This window comes from Streptomyces sp. CA-251247 (assembly GCF_050952975.1).
GTDB lineage: Bacteria > Actinomycetota > Actinomycetes > Streptomycetales > Streptomycetaceae > Streptomyces > Streptomyces achmelvichensis.
In genome coordinates this window covers 1,572,910-1,598,361 of the sequence record NZ_CP191861.1, presented here as the reverse complement: position 1 = coordinate 1,598,361, position 25,452 = coordinate 1,572,910, and the positions used below count along the sequence as shown (strand labels likewise).

Below are 25,452 nucleotides of genomic sequence, written 5' to 3'. Positions count from 1 at the left end.
TTTTTACTCCTCGTCCTCGAGCCAGCCCATGGTCCGCTCGACGGCCTTGAGCCAGCTCTTGTACTCACGGTCCCGCTGGGTGGCGTCCATGCGGGGGGTCCACTCGGCGGCCCGGCGCCAGTTGGCGCGCAGAGCGTCGGTGTCGGGCCAGAAGCCGACGGCCAGGCCGGCGGCGTAGGCCGCGCCGAGGCAGGTCGTCTCGGCGACCATGGGGCGCACGACCGGTGCGTCCAGGAAGTCCGAGAGGGTCTGCATCAGCAGGTTGTTGGAGGTCATGCCGCCGTCGACCTTGAGTGCGGTCAGCTCGACGCCGGAGTCCTTGGTCATGGCGTCGCTGATCTCACGGGTCTGCCAGGCGGTGGCCTCGAGCACGGCGCGCGCGATGTGCGCCTTGGTGACATAGCGGGTGAGGCCGGCGATCACACCGCGGGCGTCGGGACGCCAGTACGGGGCGAACAGTCCGGAGAAGGCCGGCACGAAGTACGCGCCGCCGTTGTCCTCGACCGACAGGGCCAGCGTCTCGATCTCGGCCGCGGAGTTGATGAGGCCCATCTGGTCGCGCATCCACTGCACGAGCGAGCCGGTGACGGCGATGGAACCTTCGAGGGCGTAGACGGCCTTCTGTTCACCGATGCGGTAACCGACCGTCGTCAGCAGCCCGTTGTAGGAGTTGACGGGCGTCTCGCCGGTGTTCATCAGCATGAAGGTGCCGGTGCCGTACGTCGACTTGGCCTCGCCCTCGGCGAAACACGTCTGGCCGAACAGGGCCGCCTGCTGGTCGCCGAGCGCGGAGGCGACGGGTACGCCGGCCAGGGCGCCGCCCTTGGCACTGCCGTAGACCTCGGCGGAGGACCGGATCTCCGGCAGCACCGCGGCCGGGATCTCCATGGAGCTGAGGATCTTGTCGTCCCACTCCATGGTGTGCAGGTTCATCAGCATGGTGCGCGAGGCGTTGGTGACGTCCGTGACGTGCACACCGCCGTCCGTGCCGCCGGTGAGGTTCCAGATGACCCAGGAGTCCATGGTGCCGAAGAGGATGTCGCCGCGCTCTGCGCGCTCACGCAGGCCCTCGACGTTGTCCAGCAGCCAGCGGACCTTGGGGCCGGCGAAGTAGGAGGCCAGCGGCAGGCCCGTCTCACGGCGGAAGCGGTCCTGTCCCACGTTGCGGCCGAGCTCCTTGCAGAGCGCGTCGGTGCGGGTGTCCTGCCACACGAGGGCGTTGTGGACCGGCTCACCGGTGTTCTTGTCCCACAGCAGCGTGGTCTCACGCTGGTTGGTGATGCCGATCGCCTTGACGTCGGCCGCGGTGATGCCGGCCTTCGCGACGGCCGCGTCCACCACTTCCTGCACGTTGGTCCAGATCTCGGCGGCGTCGTGCTCCACCCAGCCCGGCTTCGGGAAGATCTGCTCGTGCTCCTTCTGGTCGACGGAGACGATGCGGCCGTCCTTGTCGAAGACGATGCAGCGGCTGGAAGTGGTGCCCTGGTCGATGGCCGCGATGAACGGGCCGGTGGTGTGTGCGTCGGTCACGGAGTGCTCCTGCGAGGTCGAAGGGACGGCTTAGGCGAACGCGAGCTGGTAGATACCCGCTGCGAGGGCACCACCCGCCAGCGGGCCGACGACGGGGATCCAGGCGTAGCCCCAGTCCGAGCCGCCCTTGTTGGGCAGCGGCAGCAGGGCGTGCACGATGCGCGGGCCCAGGTCACGGGCCGGGTTGATGGCGTAGCCGGTCGGGCCGCCGAGCGAGAGGCCGATGCCGACGACGACGAAGGCGGTGATCAGCGCGCCGATCACGCCGAGACCCTTGCCGCTGTCGTTGAGGCCCTGCGTCAGGACGGCGAGCACCAGCACGGTGGTGCCGATGATCTCGGTCGCCAGGTTCTGCCACACCACACGGACCTCGGGTCCGGTGGAGAAGACTCCGAGCACCGGGCCGGCCTTGGGCGCGGCCTTCTGGTCGACGAGGCCCTCTTCCTCGGGCTGGGCCGCGAGGATCTCCGGGTCGGTGAGGTGGGCGTGGAACTGTCCGTAGTAGGCGATCCAGACCAGCGCGGCACCGACCATGGCGCCGACCATCTGTCCGGCGAAGTAGACCGGGACGTTGCTCCAGTCCCCGTCCTTGATCGCGATACCGACCGTGACCGCCGGGTTGAGGTGGGCGCCGGAGAGCGTGCCCGTCATGTAGACCGCGGTCATGACCGCGAATCCCCACCCGAAGGTGATCGCCAGCCAGCCGGCGTTCTGCGCCTTCGAGCGCTTGAGTACGACAGCGGCGACCACGCCGCCACCGAGCAGGATGAGTACGGCGGTACCTATGAGCTCGCCGATGAAGATGTCGGAGCTGGACACCCGCGACTCCTTTGTCCTTCGTCCAGGGAAATGCGGACCTCGGGTCCCTCCGCGGTCCGCGCCCTCAGGTGAGAGCGTTTGTCGGCCCTGGCGCTGCCACACTCTAACGCGTATTGCCGTTAGGTGTTCGACAATGCCGACCGATGAACGGCAGTTTTGCCCTCCGGTTAACAGCGCGTCAAGGGGTGAGTGGCCGAAAACCGTATCGTTACCCTTGGTGCACTCAAATCGGTCAGAAACGCCCGGCGCCGAGGTCGCGTGACACCGAACGGGCGCAGTCCCGCACCGCCGCGATCAGCTCGGACCGCACCTCGTCGTCCTTGCACAGCCGCTCCACGGCGCCCGTGATGGCGATGGCCCCCACCGGCATGCGGCGGCGGTCGTGGATGGGGGCGGCGACCGAGGCGACGCCCTCCCAGGTCTCCTCCAGGTCGGCCGCCCAGCCGCGCGCCCGGGTGTGGTCCAGCACCGACTCGAATCCGGCCAGGTCGGTGACGGTCCGCGGGGTGAAGGCCTTGCGGTCCACCTCCAGAGCCTCCGAGTGCGCCACGGGGTCGTACGCCGACAGCACCTTGCCGAGCGCCGTCGAGTGCAGCGGCTGCATGGCCCCCACCTCCAGGACCTGGCGGCTGTCGTCCGGCCGGAAGACGTGGTGGACGATCAGCACACCGTGCTGGTGCACCACGCCGAGGTGGACGCTCTCGCCGCTGGACCGGGCCAGGTCGTCCGTCCACACGAGGGCCCGGGCCCGCAACTCGTGGACATCGAGATAGCTGTTCCCGAGCCGCAGCAGCTCGGCCCCCAGCTGGTAGCGGCCGGACGCCGGGTCCTGCTCGACGAAACCCTCGGCCTGGAGAGTCCGGAGGATGCCGTGCGCGGTGCCCTTGGCCAGTTCCAGCGAGGAGGCGATGTCCGACAGGCCCAGCCGGCGTTCCCCGCCGGCGAGCAGTCGCAGCATCGCCGCCGCACGCTCGAGCGACTGGATATTTTTCGCCATCGCCTCGTGCCCTTCTTCACAGCGGTTCGACAATGCTGAACACTATCGGTCGATGCCGACCTTGGTGACCGCCGAGTGAGTATCTCGTGGCCGACGGGATGCGGAAAGCCCCCGCGGCCCGACGACTCCGTCCGCGTCGTGGGACGCTCCCGCCCCGACGGGGCCCGCCCGGCTACTCTGAACTCCGTGCGCCCTCCACCGGGGGCGCAAAGCCGACAGCCGTCGCATCCCAGGGAGCTCATCCATGGCCTCGTCGCCGACCCCTTCCGCTGACAGCCGGACCCGAATCGAAGCCCTCCGCGAGGCCCTGGCCACGCGCGTCGTCGTCGCGGACGGCGCGATGGGCACGATGCTCCAGGCCCAGGACCCGACGCTCGAGGACTTCCAGGACCTCGAAGGCTGCAACGAGATCCTCAATGTGACGCGCCCGGACATCGTGCGAAGCGTCCATTCGGCCTACTTCGAGGTGGGCGTCGACTGCGTCGAGACGAACACCTTCGGCGCGAACCTCGCCGCGCTGGGCGAGTACGACATCCCCGAGCGGGTCCACGAGCTCTCCGAGTCCGGCGCCCGCATCGCACGCGAGGTCGCCGACGAGTTCACCGCCGCCACCGGACAGCAGCGCTGGGTGCTCGGCTCCATGGGCCCCGGCACCAAGCTGCCGACCCTGGGCCACGCCCCCTACACGAAGCTGCGCGACGCCTACCAGCAGAACGCCGAAGGCATGATCGCCGGAGGCGCGGACGCCCTCCTGGTGGAGACGACCCAGGACCTCCTCCAGACGAAGGCCTCCGTCATCGGCGCCCGCCGGGCCCTGGAGGCCACGGGCGCGAACCTTCCCCTCATCTGCTCCGTCACGGTCGAGACGACCGGCACCATGCTCCTCGGCTCGGAGATCGGTGCCGCGCTCACCGCGCTGGAGCCGCTCGGCATCGACATGATCGGCCTGAACTGCGCCACCGGGCCGGCCGAGATGAGCGAGCACCTGCGCTATCTCGCGCGCCACTCCCGTATCCCGCTCTCCTGCATGCCGAACGCCGGCCTGCCGGTCCTGGGCAAGGATGGCGCCCACTACCCGCTGTCGGCCGGTGAGCTCGCCGACGCACAGGAGACGTTCGTGCGCGAGTACGGCCTCTCCCTCGTCGGCGGCTGCTGCGGTACGACGCCGGAGCACCTGCGCCAGGTCGTCGAGCGCGTCCGCGACCTCACGCCGACCGTCCGCAGCCCGCGCCCGGAGCCGGGCGCCGCCTCCCTCTACCAGACGGTGCCGTTCCGTCAGGACACCGCGTACATGGCGATCGGCGAGCGCACGAACGCCAACGGATCGAAGAAGTTCCGCGATGCGATGCTGGACGCCCGCTGGGACGACTGCGTCGAGATGGCCCGGGACCAGATCCGCGAGGGCGCGCACATGCTGGACCTGTGCGTCGACTACGTCGGCCGCGACGGCGTCGCCGACATGGAGGAACTGGCGGGGCGCTTCGCCACCGCCTCCACCCTGCCGATCGTGCTCGACTCCACCGAAGTGCCGGTCATCCGGGCCGGACTGGAGAAGCTCGGCGGCCGCGCGGTCATCAACTCCGTCAACTACGAGGACGGTGACGGACCGGAGTCCCGCTTCGCGAAGGTCACCGCGCTGGCGCAGGAGCACGGCGCCGCCCTCATCGCCCTCACCATCGACGAGGAGGGCCAGGCCCGCACCGTCGAGCACAAGGTCGCCATCGCCGAGCGGCTCATCGAGGACCTCACGGGGAACTGGGGCATCCACGAGTCGGACATCCTCATCGACACCCTGACGTTCACCATCTGCACCGGTCAGGAGGAGTCCCGCAAGGACGGCATCGCCACCATCGAGGCCATCCGTGAACTCAAGCGCCGGCGCCCGGACGTGCAGACCACGCTGGGCCTGTCCAACATCTCCTTCGGCCTCAACCCGGCCGCCCGGATCCTGCTGAACTCCGTGTTCCTCGACGAGTGCGTCAAGGCGGGCCTGGACTCGGCGATCGTGCACGCGTCGAAGATCCTGCCCATCGCGCGCTTCGACGACGAACAGGTGCAGACCGCCCTCGACCTGATCCACGACCGCCGCGCCGAGGGCTACGACCCGCTGCAGAAGCTGATGGCCCTCTTCGAGGGCGTCAACACCAAGTCGATGAAGGCGGGCAAGACCGAGGAACTGCTCGCGCTGCCGCTGGACGAGCGGCTCAAGCGGCGCATCATCGACGGCGAGAAGAACGGCCTCGACGCGGACCTCGAGGAGGCGCTCCAGGACCGGCCCGCGCTGGACATCGTGAACGACACGCTGCTGGAGGGCATGAAGGTCGTCGGTGAACTCTTCGGCTCCGGACAGATGCAGCTGCCGTTCGTGCTCCAGTCCGCCGAGGTCATGAAGAACGCCGTCGCCTTCCTCGAACCCCACATGGAGAAGACGGACGACGACGGCAAGGGCACCATCGTGCTGGCCACCGTCCGCGGCGACGTCCACGACATCGGCAAGAACCTCGTCGACATCATCCTGTCGAACAACGGCTACAACGTCGTCAACCTCGGTATCAAGCAGCCGGTCTCGGCGATCCTGGAGGCGGCGGAGGAACACCGGGCCGACGTCATCGGCATGTCCGGCCTGCTGGTGAAGTCCACGGTGATCATGAAGGAGAACCTGGAGGAGCTCAACCAGCGCAAGATGGCCGCCGACTACCCGGTCATCCTCGGTGGCGCCGCCCTGACGCGGGCCTACGTCGAACAGGACCTCCACGAGATCTACGAGGGCGAAGTCCGCTACGCCCGCGACGCCTTCGAGGGCCTGCGGCTGATGGACGCCCTCATCGCGGTCAAGCGCGGAGTCCCGGGCGCCACGCTCCCCGACCTCAAGCAGCGCCGTGTGCGGGCCACCACGAACGCCGTCGTCGACGACCGCCCCGAGGAAGGGGCCGTACGCTCCGACGTCGCCGTCGACAACCCGGTCCCCGAACCGCCGTTCTGGGGCACGCGGGTGATCAAGGGCATCCAGCTGAAGGAGTACGCGTCCTGGCTGGACGAGGGCGCACTCTTCAAGGGCCAGTGGGGTCTCAAGGAGGCGCGCGCCGGTGACGGCCCCTCGTACCAGGAGCTGGTCGAGAGCGAGGGCCGGCCGCGGCTGCGGGGCTGGCTGGACCAGCTGCACACCCGCAACCTGCTGGAGGCGGCCGTCGTCTACGGCTACTTCCCCTGCGTCTCCAAGGGCGACGACCTGATCCTGCTGAACGAGGACGGCTCGGAACGCACCCGCTTCTCCTTCCCCCGCCAGCGCCGGGGCCGCCGCCTGTGTCTCGCGGACTTCTTCCGCCCGGAGGAGTCCGGCGAGCGGGACGTCGTCGGACTCCAGGTCGTCACCGTCGGATCGCGGATCGGTGAGGCGACGGCGGAGCTCTTCGAGTCGGACTCCTACCGCGACTACCTGGAGCTGCACGGACTGTCCGTCCAGCTCGCGGAGGCGCTGGCGGAGTACTGGCACGCCCGGGTCCGCACCGAGCTCGGTTTCGGCGGCGAGGACCCGGCGGAGGTGGAGGACATGTTCGCGCTGAAGTACCGCGGCGCGCGGTTCTCGCTCGGCTACGGAGCGTGCCCGGACCTCGAGGACCGGGCCAAGATCGCTCAGCTGCTCGAGCCCGAGCGGATCGGCGTCGAGCTCTCCGAGGAGTTCCAGCTGCACCCGGAGCAGTCCACGGACGCGATCGTCATCCACCACCCGGAGGCGAAGTACTTCAACGCGCGATAGAAATCGCGCAGCACTTCACCGCGCGTTGGACGTCCCTTCCGCGCATGTTCGCCGGACGAGTCGTACACTTATCGGTCCAGTGCAGGCCGGTCGTCTCTCCCCGCGGGAAAAGCCGCAGGGAAAGGTGGCCGGCCTTCTCGTCCCTCACGGAGGTGTGCCGATGACCAGCACGGTCCCCGCGTCCTTGACCCGTACGGCGGAAGGGTCTGCCCTTCAGGCCGTTCTCCTCGACATGGACGGCACCCTCGTGGACACCGAAGGCTTCTGGTGGGACGCGGAGGTGGAGGTCTTCGCGGATCTCGGTCACGAGCTCGACGAGGCATGGCGGGACGTGGTGGTCGGTGGCCCCATGACGCGCAGCGCCGGCTACCTCATCGAGGCGACGGGCGCCGACATCACCATGCCCGAGCTGACCGTGCTCCTGAACGACCGCTTCGAGGCCCGCATCGGCCGCGGTGTGCCGCTCATGCCGGGCGCGCAGCGGCTGCTCGCCGAACTGGCCGCACAAGGGGTGCCCACCGCGCTGGTCTCCGCCTCGCACCGGCGGATCATCGACCGCGTGCTGGCTTCCCTCGGGCCGAAGAACTTCGCGCTCTCCGTCGCCGGTGACGAGGTCCCGCGGACCAAGCCGCACCCCGATCCGTACCTCCTGGCCGCACGCGGCCTCGGTGCGGAGCCCGCGAGATGCGCCGTCATCGAGGACACCGCGACCGGTGTGGCCTCCGCGGAGGCGGCCGGCTGCCGGGTGGTCGCCGTACCGTCCGTGGCCCCCATCGCGCCCGCCGTGGGCAGGGTCGTCGTCCGCTCCCTGGAAGAAGTGGACCTTGGTTTTCTCCGCACACTCATCACCACAATGAACTGATGCGTGTACTGTCCGTATTCCTTGAAGCGTCTCGGAGTTTCCCCTGAATGCAACGGAAACTCCGAGTGGTGGAGGGCGGGGTTTTCGGTGATCGTTCCGGGCCTTTTCCGGGGCGATCCGATGGATTTCGTTGCGTGACGTTCGTCACTGTGAGTGCCCTGGATGGGGCGCTTCCGGACCCCCCGGTGGCCCCGCGGCAGCGGTCCGGCTGTGCCCTTGTGTCCGTATTGGTGGAGCGGTGTACGAAACATTCCGTGGTGTGACCATCCACTGACAGGCATAACCGATCACTCAGTGAATACGGCCCAACTCGGGCCCGGTCAAGCTTTCGTGGCGTTGCCGACTAATCTCTTCGCGAGTACTTCGCCGCAACCCCGATGCGCCCCGGCGGTCGCACAACCGCCGCGAACACAGGACCGATCGTCCTGTTTCCCGGACCGTTCGAAACCGCCCCGACCGGGCGGCCGCGGCGGAGTCTCCCGTACACACCGCTGTATCCCAGTGCCGGATGAGGGAGAACGTCCAGGATGAACCGCAAGACTTTGGTGCTGCCGGCCTTGGCCGGCATGCTCGCGCCCGTGCTCGTCGCCTGCGGCAGCACGGAGGGCGGCTCCGGTGGCGGTGACGCCATCGTCGTCGGCACCACGGACCAGTTCATCGCCACCGAGGACGCTCCTGCCCCGCTCGACCCGGCCTACGCCTACGACACCGGCGCCTGGAACGTCCTGCGCCAGACCGTCCAGACGCTGATGCACGCCCCGCGCGGCGGCGGCGAGCCCGTGCCGGACGCCGCCCGGTCGTGTTCCTTCACCGACAACGCGAGTGAGAGCTACCGCTGCAAGCTGCGCGACGGCCTCAAGTTCGCCGACGGCGCCGACGTCACGGCCGAGGACGTGAAGTTCTCCATCCAGCGCGTGCTCGACATCGACACCGACAACGGCACCGCGGCCCTGCTGAACAACATCGACACCATCGAGACCAACGGTGACGACGAGGTCGTCTTCCACCTCGCGACGCCGGACGCGACCTTCCCCTTCAAGCTCTCGACGCCGGCCGCGGCGATCATCAGCAAGAAGAACTACGAGGCCAAGAAGCTCCGCGAGGGCTTCCAGGTCGATGGTTCCGGGCCGTACACGATGAAGACCGAGACCGAGGGTGACAAGATCACCAAGGTCGTCTTCAGCAAGAACGACTCGTACAAGGGCGACATCAAGCTCCACAACGACAAGGTCGAGCTGCGGCTGTTCCCGGACGCCGAGGCGATGGGCAAGGCCCTCGAAGCCGGTGACATCGACGTCATGACCCGGGAGATGGCGCCGGACCAGATCAAGGAGATGACGGACAGCCCGAAGGAGGGCATCGAGCTCACCGAGATGCCCGGGCTCTCCATCCGCTACCTCGCCTTCAACACCAACGACCCGTCGGTGAAGGACAAGGCGGTCCGCCAGGCCATGGCCGCCGTCGTCGACCGCGGCCAGATCGCCGGCCAGGTCTACGGCGCCACCGCCGAGCCGCTCTACTCGCTCATCCCGAAGAGCATCGGCGCGCACACCAACTCGTTCTACAACAAGTACGGCGAGCCGAGCCGTGCGAACGCCTCCGAGATCCTGGACGAGGCCGGCATCAAGACTCCGGTGAAGCTCAAGCTCCACTACACGACCGACCACTACGGTGACGGCACCGCCAAGGAGTTCGAGGTCCTGCGTGACCAGCTGAACGGCAGCAAGCTGTTCTCGGTCACCATCGAGGGCACCGAGTGGAGCAAGTTCCGCCCCGCCCAGAAGCGCGGTGACTACCCCGTCTACGGCCTCGGCTGGTTCCCCGACTTCCCGGACCCGGACAACTACATCGCGCCGTTCCTCGACAAGGGCAACTTCCTCAACAGCCCGTACGTGAGCACCGTGGCCCGTGGGCTCATCCCGCAGTCGCGCCGCGAGGCCGACCGCACCGCGGCCTCGACCGCCTTCAACAAGATCCAGGACATCGTCGCCGACGACGTGCCCGTGCTGCCGCTGTGGCAGGGCAAGCAGTACGTCGCCGCCCGCACCGGCGTGACCGGTGTGGAGAGCCTGCTCAACGCCAGCTCCGACATGCAGCTGTGGGAGCTCGGCCGGGGCAGCGGCTCCTGACCCCCGCGGTATCCGGTGGAAACGAAAGGCGGCGGGCATCTGCCCGCCGCCTTTCGCATGTCCTGCCCCGCCCCGGTCGAGTACGCGCCCGACCGCAGCGGTGTGAGGGCCCCTACTGCGCGCCGGGACGCACGAGGCCGCTCTCGTACGCATAGACCGCGGCCTGCACCCGGTCGCGCAGGCTCAGCTTGGTGAGCACATGGCCCACATGCGTCTTGACGGTGGTCTCGCTCACGAACAGGTCCGCCGCGATCTCCGCGTTGGACAGGCCCCGCGCGACCAGCTTGAGGACCTCCACCTCGCGCTCGGTCAGCGTGTGCAGGGTGTCAGGCACCGCCTCCTCACCGGAGGGGAGATGGTCCGCGTACTTGTCGAGGAGCCTGCGGGTGATGCTCGGGGCCAGCATCGCCTCGCCCGCCGCCACCACCCGGATCGCCTGCACCAGCTCATTGGCGGGCGCGTCCTTCAGCAGGAAGCCGCTGGCGCCGGCCCGCAGCGCCTCCACCACGTACTCGTCGAGATCGAAGGTGGTCAGGACGAGCACCTTCGCCGGGCCGTCCCGCCCCGGACCGGTGATCTGCCGGGTCGCCTCGACCCCGTCCATCCGGGGCATCCGGATGTCCATCAGAACGACGTCGGGCTGCAGCGCCCGCACCTGGTCGAGCGCCTGAAGACCGTCCCCGGCCTCGCCGACGACCGCGATGTCCTGCTCGGCCTCCAGGATCATCCGGAAACCGGTACGCAGCAGCGGCTGGTCATCGACCAGCAGGACGCGGATAGCCACGGGAACTCCTCTACATTCGGTCCGGGCCCATTCTGCCCTGACCATCCTCCGGCGAGTCGGCCGGGGAAATGCTCAGCGGATATACCGGGGGAGTGCCGCCGAATTCCGGACACACCGCCTGGTGGTCGCACCAGCCGCACAGCTTCGTCGGCCGCGGCCGCCAGTCGCCCGTCTCCGTCGCGAGCCTGATCGCCTCCCACAGCGCCAGCAGCTTGCGCTCGATGCGCTCCAGATCCGCCGGGACCGGGTCGTAGGTGAGGACATCACCGCTGCCCAGATACACGAGCTGGAGCCGGCGGGGGACCACCTGCTTCAGCCGCCAGATCACCAGGGCGTAGAACTTCATCTGGAACAGCGCGCCCTCGCTGTACTCCGGGCGCGGGGCCTTGCCCGTCTTGTAGTCCACGATCCGCACCTCGCCGGTGGGCGCGACGTCCACGCGGTCGATGACACCGCGCAGCCGCAGCCCCGACTCCAGCTCGGTCTCGACGAACATCTCCCGCTCGGCCGGCTCCAGCCGCGTCGGGTCCTCCAGCGAGAACCACCGCTCCACCAGCGACTCGGCCTCGCCCAGCCAGCGCGACAACTGCTCGCCGCCCTCGTCCGCGTCGAACAGCTCGCTGAGCTCCGGCCGGTTCTCCAGGAGCCGGTCCCACTGTCCCGGGATCAATGCCTTCGCGCGCGGCGCGGTGCGCTCCGCGGCGGGCGCGTCGAAGAGACGCTCCAGGACCGCATGGACCAGGGTGCCCCGCGTGGCCGCCTCACTCGGCTTCTCGGGCAGCCTGTCGATCACCCGGAACCGGTACAGCAGGGGACACTGCATGAAGTCGCTCGCCCGCGAGGGCGACAGTGACGCGGGCTGCCGGGCCGGCATCGGCTCCTGACTCGTACTCATGACGCAGACCCTACGACCCGCCACTGACAGCGAGCGCAATACCATCGACCTCAGACCCTGAGCACTGCATGATCGAACGAACGATGCATCGGCAATCCCGCGACGAAGGGAACACGTGAACGAGGACGACACGGGCGACGAGCGCGGCCGCGCCCGGACGGACGGCGGGGGAGCCGGACCCGGTGGCGGCAAGCGGAAGCGCTCCGACGGCCCGGGCGGCGGAATCCTGATGGGCCGTCCCTTCGGTGTGCCGGTCTACGTCGCCCCCAGCTGGTTCATCGTGGCCGCCCTCATCACCTGGGTGTTCGGCGGCCAGCTCGACCGCGTGCTCCCCGAGCTCGGCGGCGCCCGCTATCTGGTCTCGCTCTTCTTCGCGGTCGCCTTCTACGCCTCCGTGCTCGTGCACGAACTGGCGCACACCGTCGCGGCGCTGCGCTTCAAGCTGCCGGTCCGCCGGATCCAGCTCCAGTTCTTCGGCGGGGTGTCGGAGATCGAGAAGGAATCGGAGACGCCGGGCCGGGAGTTCATCCTCGCCTTCGTCGGACCGCTGCTCTCCCTGGTCCTGGCGGCCGTCTTCTACCTGGGCATGTTCGCCGTCGACCCCGGCACGGTCCCCGGCGTCCTGCTCGCCGGGCTGATGATCTCCAACCTGATCGTCGCCGCCTTCAATCTGCTGCCCGGACTGCCGCTGGACGGCGGCCGGATGCTGCGGGCCGTCGTCTGGAAGATCACCGGCAAGCCGATGAGCGGCACCATCGCGGCCGCCTGGGTCGGCCGGGCGCTCGCCGTCGCCGTCCTCATCGGCCTCCCGCTGCTGACCCACACCGGCGCCCTCGGCAATGCCACCGAGGACATCGGCGGCATGGAGACCGTCACCGATGCGCTGCTCGCGGCGATCCTCGCGGCGATCATCTGGACCGGAGCGGGCAACAGCCTGCGCATGGCCCGGCTGCGCGAGCACCTGCCGGAGCTGGAGGCGCGCACCCTGACCAGGCGGGCCGTGCCGGTGGAGTCCACCACGCCGCTCTCCGAGGCGCTGCGCCGGGCCAACGAGGCCGGTGCCCGCGCCCTCGTCGTCGTGGACGGTCAAGGCGACCCGACCGGTCTGGTGCGGGAGGCCGCGATCGTGGGCGTCCCCGAGCACCGCCGGCCCTGGGTCGCGGTCAGCGGACTGGCCCAGGACCTCACGGAGGGCATGAGGATCCCCGCCGAACTGGCCGGCGAGGCACTCCTGGACCGCCTGCGCGCGACCCCCGCCACCGAGTACCTGGTGGTGGAGAAGAGCGGCGAGATCTACGGCGTCCTGTCCACGGCGGACGTCGAGCGCGCCTTCGTCGCCGCCATGGCCCGCCCCCAGAGCTAGGTCGTGTCCCCGGGGCCGGTCGCGCGACGACCCGTTCCGGCCACTCCCGGGGGCCGTCGGCGGCTCGCGGGTCCTGTCGATCTTCCGGCCGGGGGCCGGCAGCGCGCCCCCGCCCGTGGTCCCCGGGCCCTGTCGGGGCCGGTAGGCTGGTCACATGTCCGAACCGACCGGTGCCGCCCGCCGACGCGGGCCCTTCAAGGTCGGGGACCAGGTCCAGCTCACCGATCCCAAGGGACGCCACTACACGTTCACGCTCGAGGCCGGGAAGAACTTCCACACCCACAAGGGGTCCTTCCCGCACGACGAGCTGATCGGCGCTCCTGAGGGCAGTGTTGTCCGTACCACGGGAAACGTCGCCTACCTCGCGCTGCGCCCCCTGCTCCCCGACTACGTCCTGTCCATGCCCCGCGGCGCCGCCGTGGTCTACCCCAAGGACGCGGGGCAGATCCTGGCCTTCGCCGACATCTTCGCCGGCGCGCGCGTCGTCGAGGCCGGGGTGGGTTCCGGCTCGCTCAGCGCCTTCCTGCTGCGCGCCATCGGTGACCACGGCATGCTGCACTCCTACGAGCGCCGCGAGGACTTCGCCGAGATCGCCCAGCAGAACGTGGAGCGCTACTTCGGCGGTCCGCACCCTGCCTGGCAGCTCACCGTGGGCGATCTCCAGGACAATCTGACCGACGCCGACGTCGACCGCGTCATCCTGGACATGCTGGCCCCCTGGGAGTGCCTGGAGGCCGTCTCCAAGGCGCTCGTCCCGGGCGGCATTCTGTGCTGCTACGTGGCGACCACCACGCAGCTCGCGCGCACGGTGGAGTCCATCCGCGAGATCGGGTGCTTCGCCGAGCCGCAGCCCTGGGAGTCCATGATCCGCAACTGGCACGTCGAGGGTCTGGCCGTCCGCCCGGACCACCGGATGATCGGCCACACCGGCTTCCTGGTCACCGCGCGCCGCCTGGCCGACGGTGTCGAGCCCCCGATGCGCCGCCGCCGGCCCGCCAAGGGCGCATACGGCGACGACTACGAGGGTCCCAACAAGAGCTGAGGCTCGCGGCCGGCCGGGCACTCGCGGAGTGCCGGTTCCCGTACAACGTCAGGACGCCGTCGCCGAGTTCCCCGATCGCATTCGGGAACTCGGCGGCGGCGTCTTCGCGTTGCCGCCCCCGTTCCCGCACGATTTCTTGACCTGCGCGGCACGACCCCGCTGTTCCGCGCCACTGTGACCTATGGCACGATGCAGACCTCCCTCTCCCGCCGCCGACCCCTGGCCGGCTCCGCAGTCACAGGAGACTTCACGCGTGCAGACCTCCGCGGTCCCGGACCTCGCGCACACCCACGCCCGGCCGGTGCACTGGCTGGCCACCGCGACCGCGATGGCCGCGGTGGTCGCTGCCGCCGGACTCCTTCAGCCGAGGGCGGCGACCGCCTCGCCGCCGGGGCCCCGGACGAACTCGGGCACCGCCGTGGCCGCCGCTCCGGCGCCCGATCCGGCCGCGGTCGAGCTCCCGCTGCAATGCGGCTCCGTGAAGCCCCTGGTGACCGCGCGCGCCTCCGGCGACCTGGACGGCGACGGCAACCCCGAGACGGTGGTGGCGGCCCGCTGCGACGCGGGCTCCGGCACTCCGCCCAGCGGCGTCTACGTCCTGGCCGGGGCGAGGGATGCAGGCCCCAGGGTGGTGGCCACGCTCGTGGAGCCCGCCCAGAAGCTCAGCGTGGGGGACTTCGCGGTGCGTGACGGCGCGATCACGGCCACCCTGCTCGGCTACTCCTCGCCGGACGTGCCGAGCTGCTGCCCCGACGTGCAGGAGAAGGTCAAGTGGCAGTGGCAGGGCGGTAAGTTCGTTCGCTCCGCGCAGAACTCCGCAGCGGGTGCGTGAGCCGGCACGCTGAGTGCCCGCTACCGAGCAGCCGGTGGATGATCCGTCACGGTGCGTCGGGACCGTAGACCTCGACCCTGTCCGAAACGCGGCGTACATGGATGCAGTCGCCCGGGCACTCCTTGGCGGAGTCCACGATGTCGTTCAGCAGCGGCAGCGGTACGGGCGTTGTGGCGCCGGGGCTCTGCAGCAGCTCGTCGTCCCCGCTCTTCACATACGCGAGCCCGTCGATGTCGAGCTCGAAGACCTCCGGAGCGTACTGCGCGCAGATCCCGTCCCCGGTGCAGAGGTCCTGGTCGATCCAGACCTCCAGGGCGTCTGCGGTGCCTTCGGACGGAGCCTCGTGCTGCACGGTCATTTCTCCTGCCGTTTCCTTCGTCGGGTGTAGCAATGTGAAGCAAGTCGCGCCAGCCCTGACGGGTGTTGAACACTTCGACGATACCTCCGGCCGCTTTCCGATGTTGATGGGTGGGTATTCCCCTGGCGTGAGGGAGAGCGCAAGGGTGAAGATCGGACACACCCCTACCGTCTTTGTGATCTAGGGGTTTCAATCACCACCCGCCCAGGTAGGGTCAGGAAGCGTCCAGCTCCCCTTGGAGGAGGTGAGGACCGTGGCAGCCCACGACGACGACATCAACCGCGGCATCCGGCCGGGGCGAGGGTCTGAGGACCCCGCCGGCCAGGTTGCCTATCTCGAGCAGGAAATCGCCGTCCTGCGCCGCAAGCTCGCCGACTCTCCGCGTCATACGAGGATTCTCGAAGAGCGGATCGTCGAGTTGCAGACGAACCTGGCCGGCGTGTCCGCTCAGAACGAGCGGCTCGCCAACACGCTCCGTGAGGCCCGCGACCAGATCGTGGCCCTCAAGGAGGAGGTCGACCGGCTCGCGCAGCCGCCGGCCGGCTTCGGTGTCTTCCTGCAGGCCATCGAGGACGGCACGTGCGACATCTTCACCGGGGGCCGCAAGCTCCGGGTGAACGTCAGCCCCAGCGTCGAGCTCGACGAGCTCCGGCGCGGCCAGGAAGTCATGCTCAACGAAGCGCTCAATGTGGTCGAGGCCATGGAGTTCGAGCGCGCCGGGGACATCGTCACCCTCAAGGAGATCCTCGAGGACGGCGAGCGTGCCCTGGTGGTCGGGCACACCGACGAGGAACGGGTGGTGCGGCTCGCCGAGCCGCTGCTGGACATCACCATCCGCGCCGGTGACGCCCTCCTGCTCGAACCCCGCTCCGGCTACGTCTACGAAGTGGTTCCCAAGAGCGAGGTCGAAGAGCTCGTCCTCGAAGAGGTCCCGGACGTCGACTACGAGAAGATCGGCGGTCTGGGCGGCCAGATCGAGATGATCCGCGACGCGGTCGAGCTCCCGTACCTCTATCCGGACCTCTTCAAGGAGCACGAGCTGCGGCCGCCGAAGGGCATCCTGCTCTACGGCCCGCCCGGCTGCGGCAAGACGCTGATCGCCAAGGCCGTCGCCAACTCCCTTGCCAAGAAGGTCGCCGAGGTGACCGGCCAGCCCGCGGGGAAGAGCTACTTCCTCAACATCAAGGGCCCCGAGCTCCTCAACAAGTACGTGGGTGAGACCGAGCGGCACATCCGCCTCGTCTTCCAGCGTGCCCGTGAGAAGGCCAGCGAGGGCACCCCCGTCATCGTCTTCTTCGACGAGATGGAGTCCCTCTTCCGCACCCGTGGCTCCGGTGTCAGCTCGGACGTGGAGAACACCATCGTCCCGCAGCTGCTCGCCGAGATCGACGGTGTGGAGGGCCTGGAGAACGTCATCGTCATCGGCGCCTCCAACCGCGAGGACATGATCGACCCCGCGATCCTGCGCCCCGGCCGCCTCGATGTGAAGATCAAGATCGAGCGTCCGGACGCGGAGGCCGCGAAGGACATCTTCGCGAAGTACCTCACGTCCTCGCTGCCCCTGCACGCGGACGACCTCTCCGAGCACAGCGGGTCCAAGGACGCCGCGGCGCACGCGATGATCCAGTCGGTCGTCGAGCAGATGTACGCGGAGACCGAGGAGAACCGCTTCCTCGAGGTCACGTACGCCAACGGCGACAAGGAAGTCCTGTACTTCAAGGACTTCAACTCCGGCGCGATGATCCAGAACATCGTCGACCGGGCCAAGAAGATGGCCATCAAGGCCTTCCTCGACCAGAACCAGAAGGGCCTTCGGGTCTCCCACCTCCTCCAGGCCTGCGTGGACGAGTTCAAGGAGAACGAGGACCTGCCGAACACCACCAACCCGGACGACTGGGCCCGGATCTCCGGAAAGAAGGGCGAGCGGATCGTCTTCATCCGCACCCTTGTCACCGGGAAGCAAGGCGCGGACACCGGACGTTCCATCGACACGGTGGCGAACACCGGCCAGTACCTGTAGAAGGCAGACCGGCTGCGGATGCTGGAGGTCCCCCCGCCGAAGGCTGGGGGGACGGGCATCCGCAGCCGGTTGCTTTCGCGACAGGTTCGGCCACACCGGAGCAATGACGAAATTGATCTCCCCACCAGCGCAGAGGCGTTCTAGGCTCGTCGGTACCGCCGAGTCGCGCAGTGCGGGGACGGGCACCGCACACGCACCGGAGCTACAGCGGTACTTGAGCGCCGTTCCCGGAGGGGAGCGCCGCCGGGCAAGGAGGGCCGCATGACCGTACGGCGAGTAATGGGCATCGAGACGGAGTACGGCATCTCCGTTCCGGGCCACCCGAACGCCAATGCCATGCTCACCTCGTCCCAGATCGTCAACGCCTACGCGGCGGCGATGCACAGGGCGCGGCGCGCCCGCTGGGACTTCGAGGAGGAGAATCCGCTGCGGGACGCCCGCGGCTTCGACCTCGCCCGCGAGGCCGCCGACTCCAGCCAGCTCACCGACGAGGACATCGGCCTGGCCAATGTGATCCTTACGAACGGTGCACGGCTGTACGTCGACCATGCGCACCCCGAATACAGCTCGCCCGAGATCACCAATCCGCGTGATGCCGTCCTGTGGGACAAGGCCGGCGAGCGGATCATGGCCGAGGCCGCCGAGCGCGCGGCCCAGCTCCCCGGCGCCCAGCCGATCCATCTGTACAAGAACAACACCGACAACAAGGGCGCCTCCTACGGGACGCACGAGAACTACCTGATGAAGCGGGAGACCCCGTTCTCGGACATCGTGCGCCACCTGACGCCGTTCTTCGTCTCGCGCCAGGTCGTCACCGGCGCGGGCCGGGTCGGCATCGGCCAGGACGGTCACGAGCACGGCTTCCAGATCAGTCAGCGCGCGGACTACTTCGAGGTCGAGGTCGGCCTGGAGACCACGCTGAAGCGGCCCATCATCAACACACGCGACGAGCCCCACTCCGACGCCGAGAAGTACCGCCGCCTGCACGTGATCATCGGCGACGCGAACCTGTCGGAGATCTCGACGTATCTGAAGCTGGGCACCACGGCCCTGGTGCTCTCCATGATCGAGGACGGCTTCATCGCTGTCGACCTGGCGGTCGAGCAGCCGGTCCGCACCCTGCACCAGGTCTCGCACGACCCGACACTCAAGCGCCTGGTCACGCTGCGCAGCGGCCGGACACTCACCGCTGTGCAGCTCCAGATGGAGTACTTCGAGCTGGCCCGGAAGTACGTGGAGGAGCGCTTCGGGGCCGATGCCGACGAGCAGACCAAGGACGTCCTGATCCGCTGGGAGGACACCCTCAACCGGCTCGAGAACGACCCGATGAGCCTGTCCGGGGAGCTGGACTGGGTCGCCAAGAAGGAGCTCATGGAGGGCTACCGCCGGCGTGACAGCCTGGGCTGGGACGCGGCCCGGCTCCACCTCGTGGACCTCCAGTACGCCGACGTACGCCCCGACAAGGGCCTCTACAACCGGCTGGCGGCCCGCGGGAAGATGAAGCGCCTCCTCGACGAGCAGGACGTCGTACGGGCCGGGACGAAGCCTCCTGAGGACACCCGGGCCTATTTCCGCGGTCGCTGTCTGGAGCAGTACGCGGACGACGTCGCCGCGGCCTCCTGGGACTCGGTCATCTTCGACCTCCCCGGCCGTGACTCTCTGCAACGGGTACCCACGCTGGAACCGCTGCGGGGTACACGCAACCACGTCAAGGAGCTGCTGGACCGGTGCCGCACCGCGGAAGACCTGGTCCGGGTGCTGTCCGGAGGCTGAAATGGGTCGCGTAAGGGAATCATCGAGGTGGTCCCCGGACGTTGAGCAAAGTGCGGGGCCGATGTCGGACCCTGCTTGTAGGGTCTGATCTTGACCGAACGAACTCACGTCAGGGCAAACCGAGCGGGGTGAGGGACATGGCGACCAAGGACACCGGCGGCGGGCAGCAGAAGGCCACACGTTCGACGGAGGAGGTCGAGGAGCAGGCGCAGGACGCGCAGTCCTCGGAGGACCTCAAGGAGCGACAGGAGAAGCTGTCGGACGACGTCGACTCCGTCCTGGACGAGATCGACGACGTCCTCGAGGAGAACGCCGAGGACTTCGTGCGTTCCTTCGTCCAAAAGGGCGGAGAGTAACCGCGGTTGTCCGTCCTGGTGCTGTGGGCGAAAGCCGGTGGCACCGGGGCGGATGACCGGCGACGGCGCGGGTAATGTCCGTGCACAGTTCGAAAGATCGGCCCGCGCCCGACATGGCGGGCCGCCGCCAATCCGGAAGGAAACGCGTGGAAGCCAACCCTCGTAGCACCGGGCGTCTGCCGGCAGCCTTCCTGACGCCCGGGTCCTCCTCGTTCATGGACTTCCTGGGCTCGCACTCCCCGGAGATGCTTCCCGGGAAGCGCACCCTGCCGCCTCTGCAGGGCGCGATCGAGGCACCGCACGGCACGACCATCGTCGCGACCACGTTCCCCGGCGGTGTGGTGCTCGCCGGTGACCGGCGGGCCACGATGGGCAACATGATCGCGCAGCGCGACATCGAGAAGGTCTTCCCGGCCGACGAGTACTCGGCCGTGGGCATCGCCGGCACCGCCGGCCTCGCGGTGGAGATGGTCAAGCTCTTCCAGCTGGAGCTCGAGCACTTCGAGAAGGTGGAGGGCGCCCAGCTCTCCCTGGAGGGCAAGGCCAACCGGCTCTCCACCATGATCCGCAGCAACCTCGGCATGGCCATGCAGGGCCTCGCCGTGGTCCCGCTCTTCGCGGGGTACGACGTGGACCGCGAGAAGGGCCGCATCTTCTCCTACGACGTCACCGGCGGCCGCTCCGAGGAGCACGGCTTCGCCGCCACCGGCTCGGGCTCCATCTTCGCCCGCGGGGCGATGAAGAAGCTCTACCGCGACGATCTGACGGAGCAGCAGGCCACCACCCTGGTCATCCAGGCGCTCTACGACGCGGCGGACGACGACTCGGCGACCGGCGGACCCGATGTGGCCCGGCGGATCTACCCCATCGTCACCGTCATCACGGACGAGGGCTTCCGCAGGCTCGGGGACGACGAGTCCGCCGAGATCGCCCGCGCGATCCTGGAGCGCCGTCTGGAGCAGCCCGACGGCCCGCGCGCTGCGCTGCTCTGATGCTCCCCCAGCCACCGCAGGGCAGTGCCTTCACGCCAATGACAGAAAGGGACGGATAGCCGGTGTCGACGCCGTTCTATGTCTCACCCCAGCAGGCCATGGCCGACCGGGCGGAATACGCCCGCAAGGGCATCGCCCGTGGTCGCAGCCTCGTTGTGCTGCAGTACACCGACGGCATCGTCTTCGTCGGTGAGAACCCGTCCCGCGCGCTGCACAAGTTCAGCGAGATCTACGACCGGATCGGCTTCGCGGCCGCCGGCAAGTACAACGAGTACGAGAACCTCCGCATCGGCGGTGTGCGCTACGCCGACCTGCGCGGATACACCTACGACCGCGACGATGTGACGGCCCGCGGGCTGGCCAACGTCTATGCCCAGACGCTGGGCACCATCTTCTCCAGCGCGGCCGAGAAGCCCTACGAGGTGGAGCTGGTCGTCGCCGAGGTGGGCGCCACCGCGGACGGCGACCAGATCTACCGGCTGCCGCACGACGGTTCGATCGTGGACGAGCACGGCTCGGTCGCGGTCGGCGGCAGCGCCGAGCAGATCAGTACCTATCTCGACCAGCGGCACCGCGAGGGCATGTCCCTGGCGGAGGCGCTGAAGCTGGCCGTACAGGCCCTGTCCAACCAGACCAACGGCAACGACCGGGAGATCCCGGCGGAGCGCCTCGAAGTGGCGGTCCTGGACCGCACACGGCCGCAGCAGCGGAAGTTCAAGCGCATCGTCGGCCGGCAGCTGTCCCGGCTGCTGGAGGCGGACGGTGCCGCCTCCACCCCGACCGACGCACCGTCGGACGAGGAGTCCACGGAGGACGGCGAGGAGTAGCCCCCCGGCCGCTGCGGCGACACGACGACCGACTGCGCCCCGGACCGCCCGTGCGGACCGGGGCGCAGCCTTGCGCGGGGGTTGTGTCCCTCGTGCGCGGCTCTCCCGGCCACCCGGCTCAGACGGGTGAGGGGGCGTCGGCGGAGCGCGCGGTGGAGCCGCGGGTGACGAGTTCGACCGGCAGCCCGCCTTCCTCGGGCGGCTGTCCGGTGAGGAGGGCGAGCAGGGCGGACATACCGCGCTCGCCGACCCGTTCCGCGGGCAGCCGGACGGTGGTGAGCTCCGGCTCCACGGCGGTGGCGAGGGCGAGGTCGTCGAAGCCGGTGACCGAGACGTCCTCGGGCACCCGCAGCCCCAGCCGGCGCACGGCCTTGCAGGCTCCGGCGGCCAGGACGTCGTCGTCGCAGATCAGCGCGGTGGGGCGGGGCCCGGGGCCGATGAGGGCAGCTTCCGCGGCCTGACGGGCACCGCCGACGTCGAGCGGCGCGGGCACCGTGGTGACGACCGCGTCGGGGACGGCACCCAGCGCCTGCGCGAGGGCCGCTGCCCGTACGTCGAAGGTCCAGGACGACACGGCCGAGGCGAGGTGGACGAAGCGACGGTGACCGAGCGACAGCAGATGGTCCGTCACCTGCCGCATACCGTCGGCGATGTCCAGGTTCACATGGGCCGCCGCCCCGGGGTCGGACGGGTCGCTGTCCAGCATGACCAGCGGGAGGTCCGTGCCGCGGATCTCGGTGAGGGCTTCGGCGGCCATGGAGGAGGCGATCACGCCGTCCAGGGCCGCGCGGGCGGAGGCGAAGGGGTCCCTGGCGGGGCCGACGCCGTCGGGGGAGGGATAGAGGACCACACCGAAGCCGTGCTCGGCGGCCACGCGGGCGGCGCCGGTGTAGACCCGGGCGAAGAACTCGTTGGTGAGGGCGGGCACGACGAGCAGGGCGGTCCGGGTCCGCCCGAGCCGCAGATTCCGTGCGGCGAGATTGGGCCGGTATCCGAGTTCCCGGGCGACGTCCCGCACCGCGGCGGCGGTCCGCTCGGAGACCCGGCCCCGCCACTTGTCCCCGAGGACGAGCGACACGGTGGCCTGCGAGACCCCGGCGACGCGGGCGACGTCCCGGCTGGTGGGCCGTGCTCCGGCGCCGGGCTCCGCCTCGGGACCCGCGTTCGGGCCACTCGCCTCGGCATTCGCGGTCCGGGCCGTCGCCTGCGGGGGCGCCGCTGCCCCTGTGGACGCGGACGCCGTGGGGGCGGCTGTTCCCCCCGTCTCGCCCGTCGGCGACGAACCGCGGCGAGGGCCGCGCCCGTGGGGTCCGTCTGACATGGATCGCCGTCCTCGCACCGCTCGTCCGCCGGGTCCGCACCCGTCCGCGGGGGCGGAGCGGTAGACCCGCGGACTGTCGACATGGTACGTATGACGCCGTACGTTATACGTAAAACCTCGGCACTCGCCGAGAGGAGAGGAGCGGCACCATGGCCGCGGGAGCCACGGGCTACGCAGACATACTCAAGGCCCCGCACGCCGCCCGGCTGCTGGCCGGGACGCTCGTGGGGCGGCTGCCGAACGCCACCGCCCCCGTCGCCGTCGTGCTGTTCACCCGGGCCGAGGGCGGGAGCTACACCCTCGCCGGCGGGCTCGCCGCCGTGTACGGCATCGCCACCGCCATCGGCCAGCCGCTCCTCGGACGGGCCGTCGACCTGCACGGACAGCCGCGCGTCCAGCTGCCCGCGGCCGTCGTCTCCGCCCTCGGCATGGTCCTGCTGGCCCTCGCCGGGATCGGCTCCCTGCCGCTGGCCTACGCGGCCGTCGCCGTCGCCGGCCTCTTCACCCCGCCGCTCGAAGGCGGTCTGCGGGCGCTGTGGCCGGACGTGCTGGGCCGTGAGGACCGCGTGCATCGGGCGTACGCCATGGACGCCGTCGCCCAGGAGGTGATGTTCACCGTCGGCCCGCTGCTGGTCACGCTGCTCGTCGCCGTCTGGTCGGCCGGGGCGGGCCTCTTCGTCATCAACCTCATCGGTGTACTCGGGGCTCTCTCCGTCGTCCTGTCGGAGCCCTCCCGCACCTGGCGGTCGGCGCCCCGTGAGGCCCACTGGCTCGGCGCCCTGCGCTCGCCGGGGCTGCTGGCGCTGCTCGGGGCGTTCTTCTTCGTCGGCCTGGCTCTCGGCTCCATCACGGTCGCCGGAGTCGCCTACGCGGACGACCACGGCCAGGAGTCGGTCTACGGCTGGCTCATGGCCGCGCTCGGCCTCGGCGCGCTGATCGGCGGCACCGCCTACGGCGCACGCCAGTGGACCGGCGCCCCCGAGCGCCGGCTGCGGGTCATCGTCGCCCTGCTCGCGCTCGGCTACCTGCCGCTCGTGCTCACGCCCGGTGTCGTCGCCATGACGGCTCTGTGCGCTCTCGCCGGTGTCTTCCTCGCGCCCGCGATCGCGTGCGCCTTCATCGTCGTCGACCGGCACGCCCCGACCGGCACCGTCACCGAGGCGTTCTCCTGGCTGGTGACCACGTTCGGCGTCGGCGCGGCCGCCGGCACCGCGGTGGCGGGCCCGGCCGTCGAGCTCGGCGGAACGGCGTGGAGCTTCGCCGTCGCCGGGGCGGGCGGAATAGCCGCACTTCTCGTTCTGATGACCACTCAGCGGGTCCTCGCAGTTCCCGGGCGTACCAAGGAGATGGCGCGCTCATCGGAAAATGATCGAAACGGTGCTGCCGAACCCGGTTTCAGCTCAGGCCGTGAGGCGTAATGTTCAGACATGGACCGCCGCATTTTCGGGCTGGAGAACGAGTACGGCGTCACGTGCACGTTCAGGGGACAGCGCCGACTGTCACCTGACGAAGTGGCGCGCTACCTCTTCCGCCGTGTTGTCTCATGGGGCCGCAGCAGCAACGTCTTCCTGCGGAACGGCGCCCGCCTCTACCTCGACGTGGGTTCGCATCCGGAATACGCGACACCGGAATGCGACAACGTGACCGAACTGGTCACCCACGACAAGGCCGGCGAGCGCATTCTCGAAGGCCTGCTCGTCGACGCCGAACGCCGCCTGCACGAGGAGGGAATCGCGGGCGACGTCTATCTGTTCAAGAACAACACCGACTCGGCGGGAAACTCCTACGGATGCCACGAGAACTATCTCGTCGCACGCCACGGAGAGTTCTCCCGGCTCGCGGACATCCTCATCCCGTTCCTGGTCACCCGTCAGCTGCTGTGCGGCGCGGGCAAGGTACTCCAGACCCCGCGGGGCGCGGTCTACTGCGTCAGCCAGCGCGCCGAGCACATCTGGGAGGGTGTCAGCTCCGCGACCACCCGCTCCCGCCCGATCATCAACACCCGGGACGAACCGCACGCGGACGCCGAGCGTTACCGCCGGCTGCACGTCATCGTCGGTGACTCCAACATGTCCGAGACGACCATGCTGCTCAAGGTCGGCGCCACCGACCTCGTGCTGCGCATGATCGAGGCCGGCACCGTGATGCGCGACCTGACCCTGGAGAACCCGATCCGGGCGATCCGCGAGGTCAGCCATGACATCACCGGCCAGCGCAAGGTGCGCCTCGCCAGCGGACGCGAGGCCTCGGCCCTCGAGGTCCAGCGGGAGTACTACGAGAAGGCCGTGGACTTCGTCGACCGCCGCGGCATCCGCACCGGCACCGTCGAGCAGGTCCTGGAGCTGTGGGGCCGCACGCTGGACGCGATCGACGCGGAGGACCTCGACCGTATCGGCACCGAGATCGACTGGGTCATGAAGTACAAGCTCATCGAGCGGTACCGGGCCAAGCACAACATGACCATGTCGCACCCGCGTGTCGCGCAGATAGACCTCGCCTACCACGACATCCACCGTCGGCGAGGGCTGTACTACCTCCTGGAGAGGAAGGGCCAGGCGGCCCGGATCTGCAACGACCTGAAGATCTTCGAGGGCAAGTCCGTGCCCCCGCAGACCACCAGGGCGCGGCTGCGCGGCGACTTCATCCGCCGAGCTCAGGAGCAGCGACGGGACTTCACCGTCGACTGGGTGCACCTCAAGCTGAACGACCAGGCCCAGCGGACCGTACTGTGCAAGGACCCGTTCCGCTCGGTCGACGACCGGGTGGAAAAACTCATCGCGGGCATGTAGCCGCAA

20 protein-coding genes are annotated in these 25,452 nt (G+C 69.3%); 13 read left to right on the top strand and 7 right to left on the bottom strand.

All coding sequences use genetic code 11. The features are described from left to right. Window positions 1-3: 3 nt before the first annotated feature. The 3 genes from glpK to ACQPWZ_RS07005 form a co-directional block, all read right to left on the bottom strand. Window positions 4-1,530 carry a glycerol kinase GlpK gene (glpK, locus tag ACQPWZ_RS07015; RefSeq protein ID WP_340472218.1) on the bottom strand — a complete coding sequence of 509 codons (1,527 nt, stop codon included), beginning with the start codon at window positions 1,528-1,530 and terminating at the stop codon, window positions 4-6. Between the two features lie 30 nt (window positions 1,531-1,560). Next, window positions 1,561-2,349, bottom strand: coding sequence for an MIP/aquaporin family protein (locus ACQPWZ_RS07010; RefSeq protein ID WP_340472217.1), 789 nt, complete (start codon window positions 2,347-2,349; stop codon window positions 1,561-1,563). Between the two features lie 232 nt (window positions 2,350-2,581). Beyond that, complete coding sequence (locus tag ACQPWZ_RS07005) at window positions 2,582-3,346, bottom strand: IclR family transcriptional regulator (protein ID WP_313947310.1); 765 nt, start codon at window positions 3,344-3,346, stop codon at window positions 2,582-2,584. A 244-nt stretch (window positions 3,347-3,590) separates the two neighbouring features. Here ACQPWZ_RS07005 and metH point away from each other — a divergent pair, with 244 nt between their 5' ends. From metH to ACQPWZ_RS06990, 3 genes are all read left to right on the top strand, one after another. Then, entirely contained in the window at window positions 3,591-7,103 is a 3,513-nt protein-coding gene (gene metH, locus ACQPWZ_RS07000; protein ID WP_356706496.1) for a methionine synthase, read from the top strand. Window positions 7,104-7,263: 160 nt separating this feature from the next. Continuing rightward, complete coding sequence (locus ACQPWZ_RS06995) at window positions 7,264-7,965, top strand: HAD family hydrolase (RefSeq protein ID WP_356706497.1); 702 nt, start codon at window positions 7,264-7,266, stop codon at window positions 7,963-7,965. A gap of 527 nt (window positions 7,966-8,492) precedes the next feature. Next, a complete protein-coding gene (locus ACQPWZ_RS06990; protein ID WP_433570906.1) occupies window positions 8,493-10,094 on the top strand; it encodes an ABC transporter substrate-binding protein in 1,602 nt (533 codons plus the stop codon). Window positions 10,095-10,206: 112 nt separating this feature from the next. Here the strand turns inward: ACQPWZ_RS06990 and ACQPWZ_RS06985 are convergent, their stop codons facing one another. Together ACQPWZ_RS06985 and ACQPWZ_RS06980 are read right to left on the bottom strand one after the other, a co-directional pair. Further along, a complete protein-coding gene (locus tag ACQPWZ_RS06985; protein WP_313947314.1) occupies window positions 10,207-10,878 on the bottom strand; it encodes a response regulator transcription factor in 672 nt (223 codons plus the stop codon). Window positions 10,879-10,888: 10 nt separating this feature from the next. Then, window positions 10,889-11,773 (bottom strand): RecB family exonuclease, encoded by an 885-nt coding sequence (locus ACQPWZ_RS06980; RefSeq protein ID WP_340472213.1) that lies wholly within the window; start codon window positions 11,771-11,773, stop codon window positions 10,889-10,891. Between the two features lie 115 nt (window positions 11,774-11,888). Between ACQPWZ_RS06980 and ACQPWZ_RS06975 the strand changes: the two genes are divergently transcribed. From ACQPWZ_RS06975 to ACQPWZ_RS06965, 3 genes are all read left to right on the top strand, one after another. Further along, window positions 11,889-13,136: a site-2 protease family protein gene (locus ACQPWZ_RS06975; RefSeq protein WP_340472212.1), complete on the top strand. Its 1,248-nt coding sequence runs from the start codon at window positions 11,889-11,891 to the stop codon at window positions 13,134-13,136. Window positions 13,137-13,290: 154 nt separating this feature from the next. Further along, window positions 13,291-14,178 carry a tRNA (adenine-N1)-methyltransferase gene (locus ACQPWZ_RS06970; RefSeq protein ID WP_340472211.1) on the top strand — a complete coding sequence of 296 codons (888 nt, stop codon included), beginning with the start codon at window positions 13,291-13,293 and terminating at the stop codon, window positions 14,176-14,178. Window positions 14,179-14,431: 253 nt separating this feature from the next. Then, window positions 14,432-15,010: a hypothetical protein gene (locus ACQPWZ_RS06965; protein ID WP_340472210.1), complete on the top strand. Its 579-nt coding sequence runs from the start codon at window positions 14,432-14,434 to the stop codon at window positions 15,008-15,010. A gap of 46 nt (window positions 15,011-15,056) precedes the next feature. Here ACQPWZ_RS06965 and ACQPWZ_RS06960 read toward each other — a convergent pair whose 3' ends face one another. Then, complete coding sequence (locus tag ACQPWZ_RS06960; RefSeq protein WP_340472209.1) at window positions 15,057-15,368, bottom strand: ferredoxin; 312 nt, start codon at window positions 15,366-15,368, stop codon at window positions 15,057-15,059. Window positions 15,369-15,621: 253 nt separating this feature from the next. Between ACQPWZ_RS06960 and arc the strand changes: the two genes are divergently transcribed. From arc to prcA, 5 genes are all read left to right on the top strand, one after another. Further along, the gene (arc, locus tag ACQPWZ_RS06955) at window positions 15,622-17,388 is read left to right on the top strand and encodes a proteasome ATPase (protein WP_340472208.1); all 1,767 of its coding nucleotides are present in this window, start codon (window positions 15,622-15,624) and stop codon (window positions 17,386-17,388) included. Window positions 17,389-17,649: 261 nt separating this feature from the next. Then, complete coding sequence (dop, locus tag ACQPWZ_RS06950; RefSeq protein ID WP_340472207.1) at window positions 17,650-19,161, top strand: depupylase/deamidase Dop; 1,512 nt, start codon at window positions 17,650-17,652, stop codon at window positions 19,159-19,161. Window positions 19,162-19,298: 137 nt separating this feature from the next. Beyond that, window positions 19,299-19,517, top strand: coding sequence for a ubiquitin-like protein Pup (locus ACQPWZ_RS06945; protein ID WP_037651273.1), 219 nt, complete (start codon window positions 19,299-19,301; stop codon window positions 19,515-19,517). Between the two features lie 146 nt (window positions 19,518-19,663). Beyond that, on the top strand, window positions 19,664-20,509 hold the full coding sequence (gene prcB, locus ACQPWZ_RS06940; protein WP_313947320.1) for a proteasome subunit beta: 846 nt from the start codon (window positions 19,664-19,666) through the stop codon (window positions 20,507-20,509). A gap of 62 nt (window positions 20,510-20,571) precedes the next feature. Then, on the top strand, window positions 20,572-21,336 hold the full coding sequence (prcA, locus tag ACQPWZ_RS06935; RefSeq protein ID WP_356706500.1) for a proteasome subunit alpha: 765 nt from the start codon (window positions 20,572-20,574) through the stop codon (window positions 21,334-21,336). Window positions 21,337-21,454: 118 nt separating this feature from the next. On the opposite strand, the gene ACQPWZ_RS06930 is transcribed toward prcA, so the two are convergent. Further along, window positions 21,455-22,657 (bottom strand): LacI family DNA-binding transcriptional regulator, encoded by a 1,203-nt coding sequence (locus tag ACQPWZ_RS06930; RefSeq protein WP_433570905.1) that lies wholly within the window; start codon window positions 22,655-22,657, stop codon window positions 21,455-21,457. A 149-nt stretch (window positions 22,658-22,806) separates the two neighbouring features. On the opposite strand from ACQPWZ_RS06930, the gene ACQPWZ_RS06925 reads away from it, so the two are divergent. Beyond that, window positions 22,807-24,075: an MFS transporter gene (locus ACQPWZ_RS06925; RefSeq protein WP_313947323.1), complete on the top strand. Its 1,269-nt coding sequence runs from the start codon at window positions 22,807-22,809 to the stop codon at window positions 24,073-24,075. Between the two features lie 9 nt (window positions 24,076-24,084). After that, complete coding sequence (gene pafA, locus ACQPWZ_RS06920; RefSeq protein ID WP_340472203.1) at window positions 24,085-25,446, top strand: Pup--protein ligase; 1,362 nt, start codon at window positions 24,085-24,087, stop codon at window positions 25,444-25,446. Window positions 25,447-25,452: the final 6 nt, after the last annotated feature.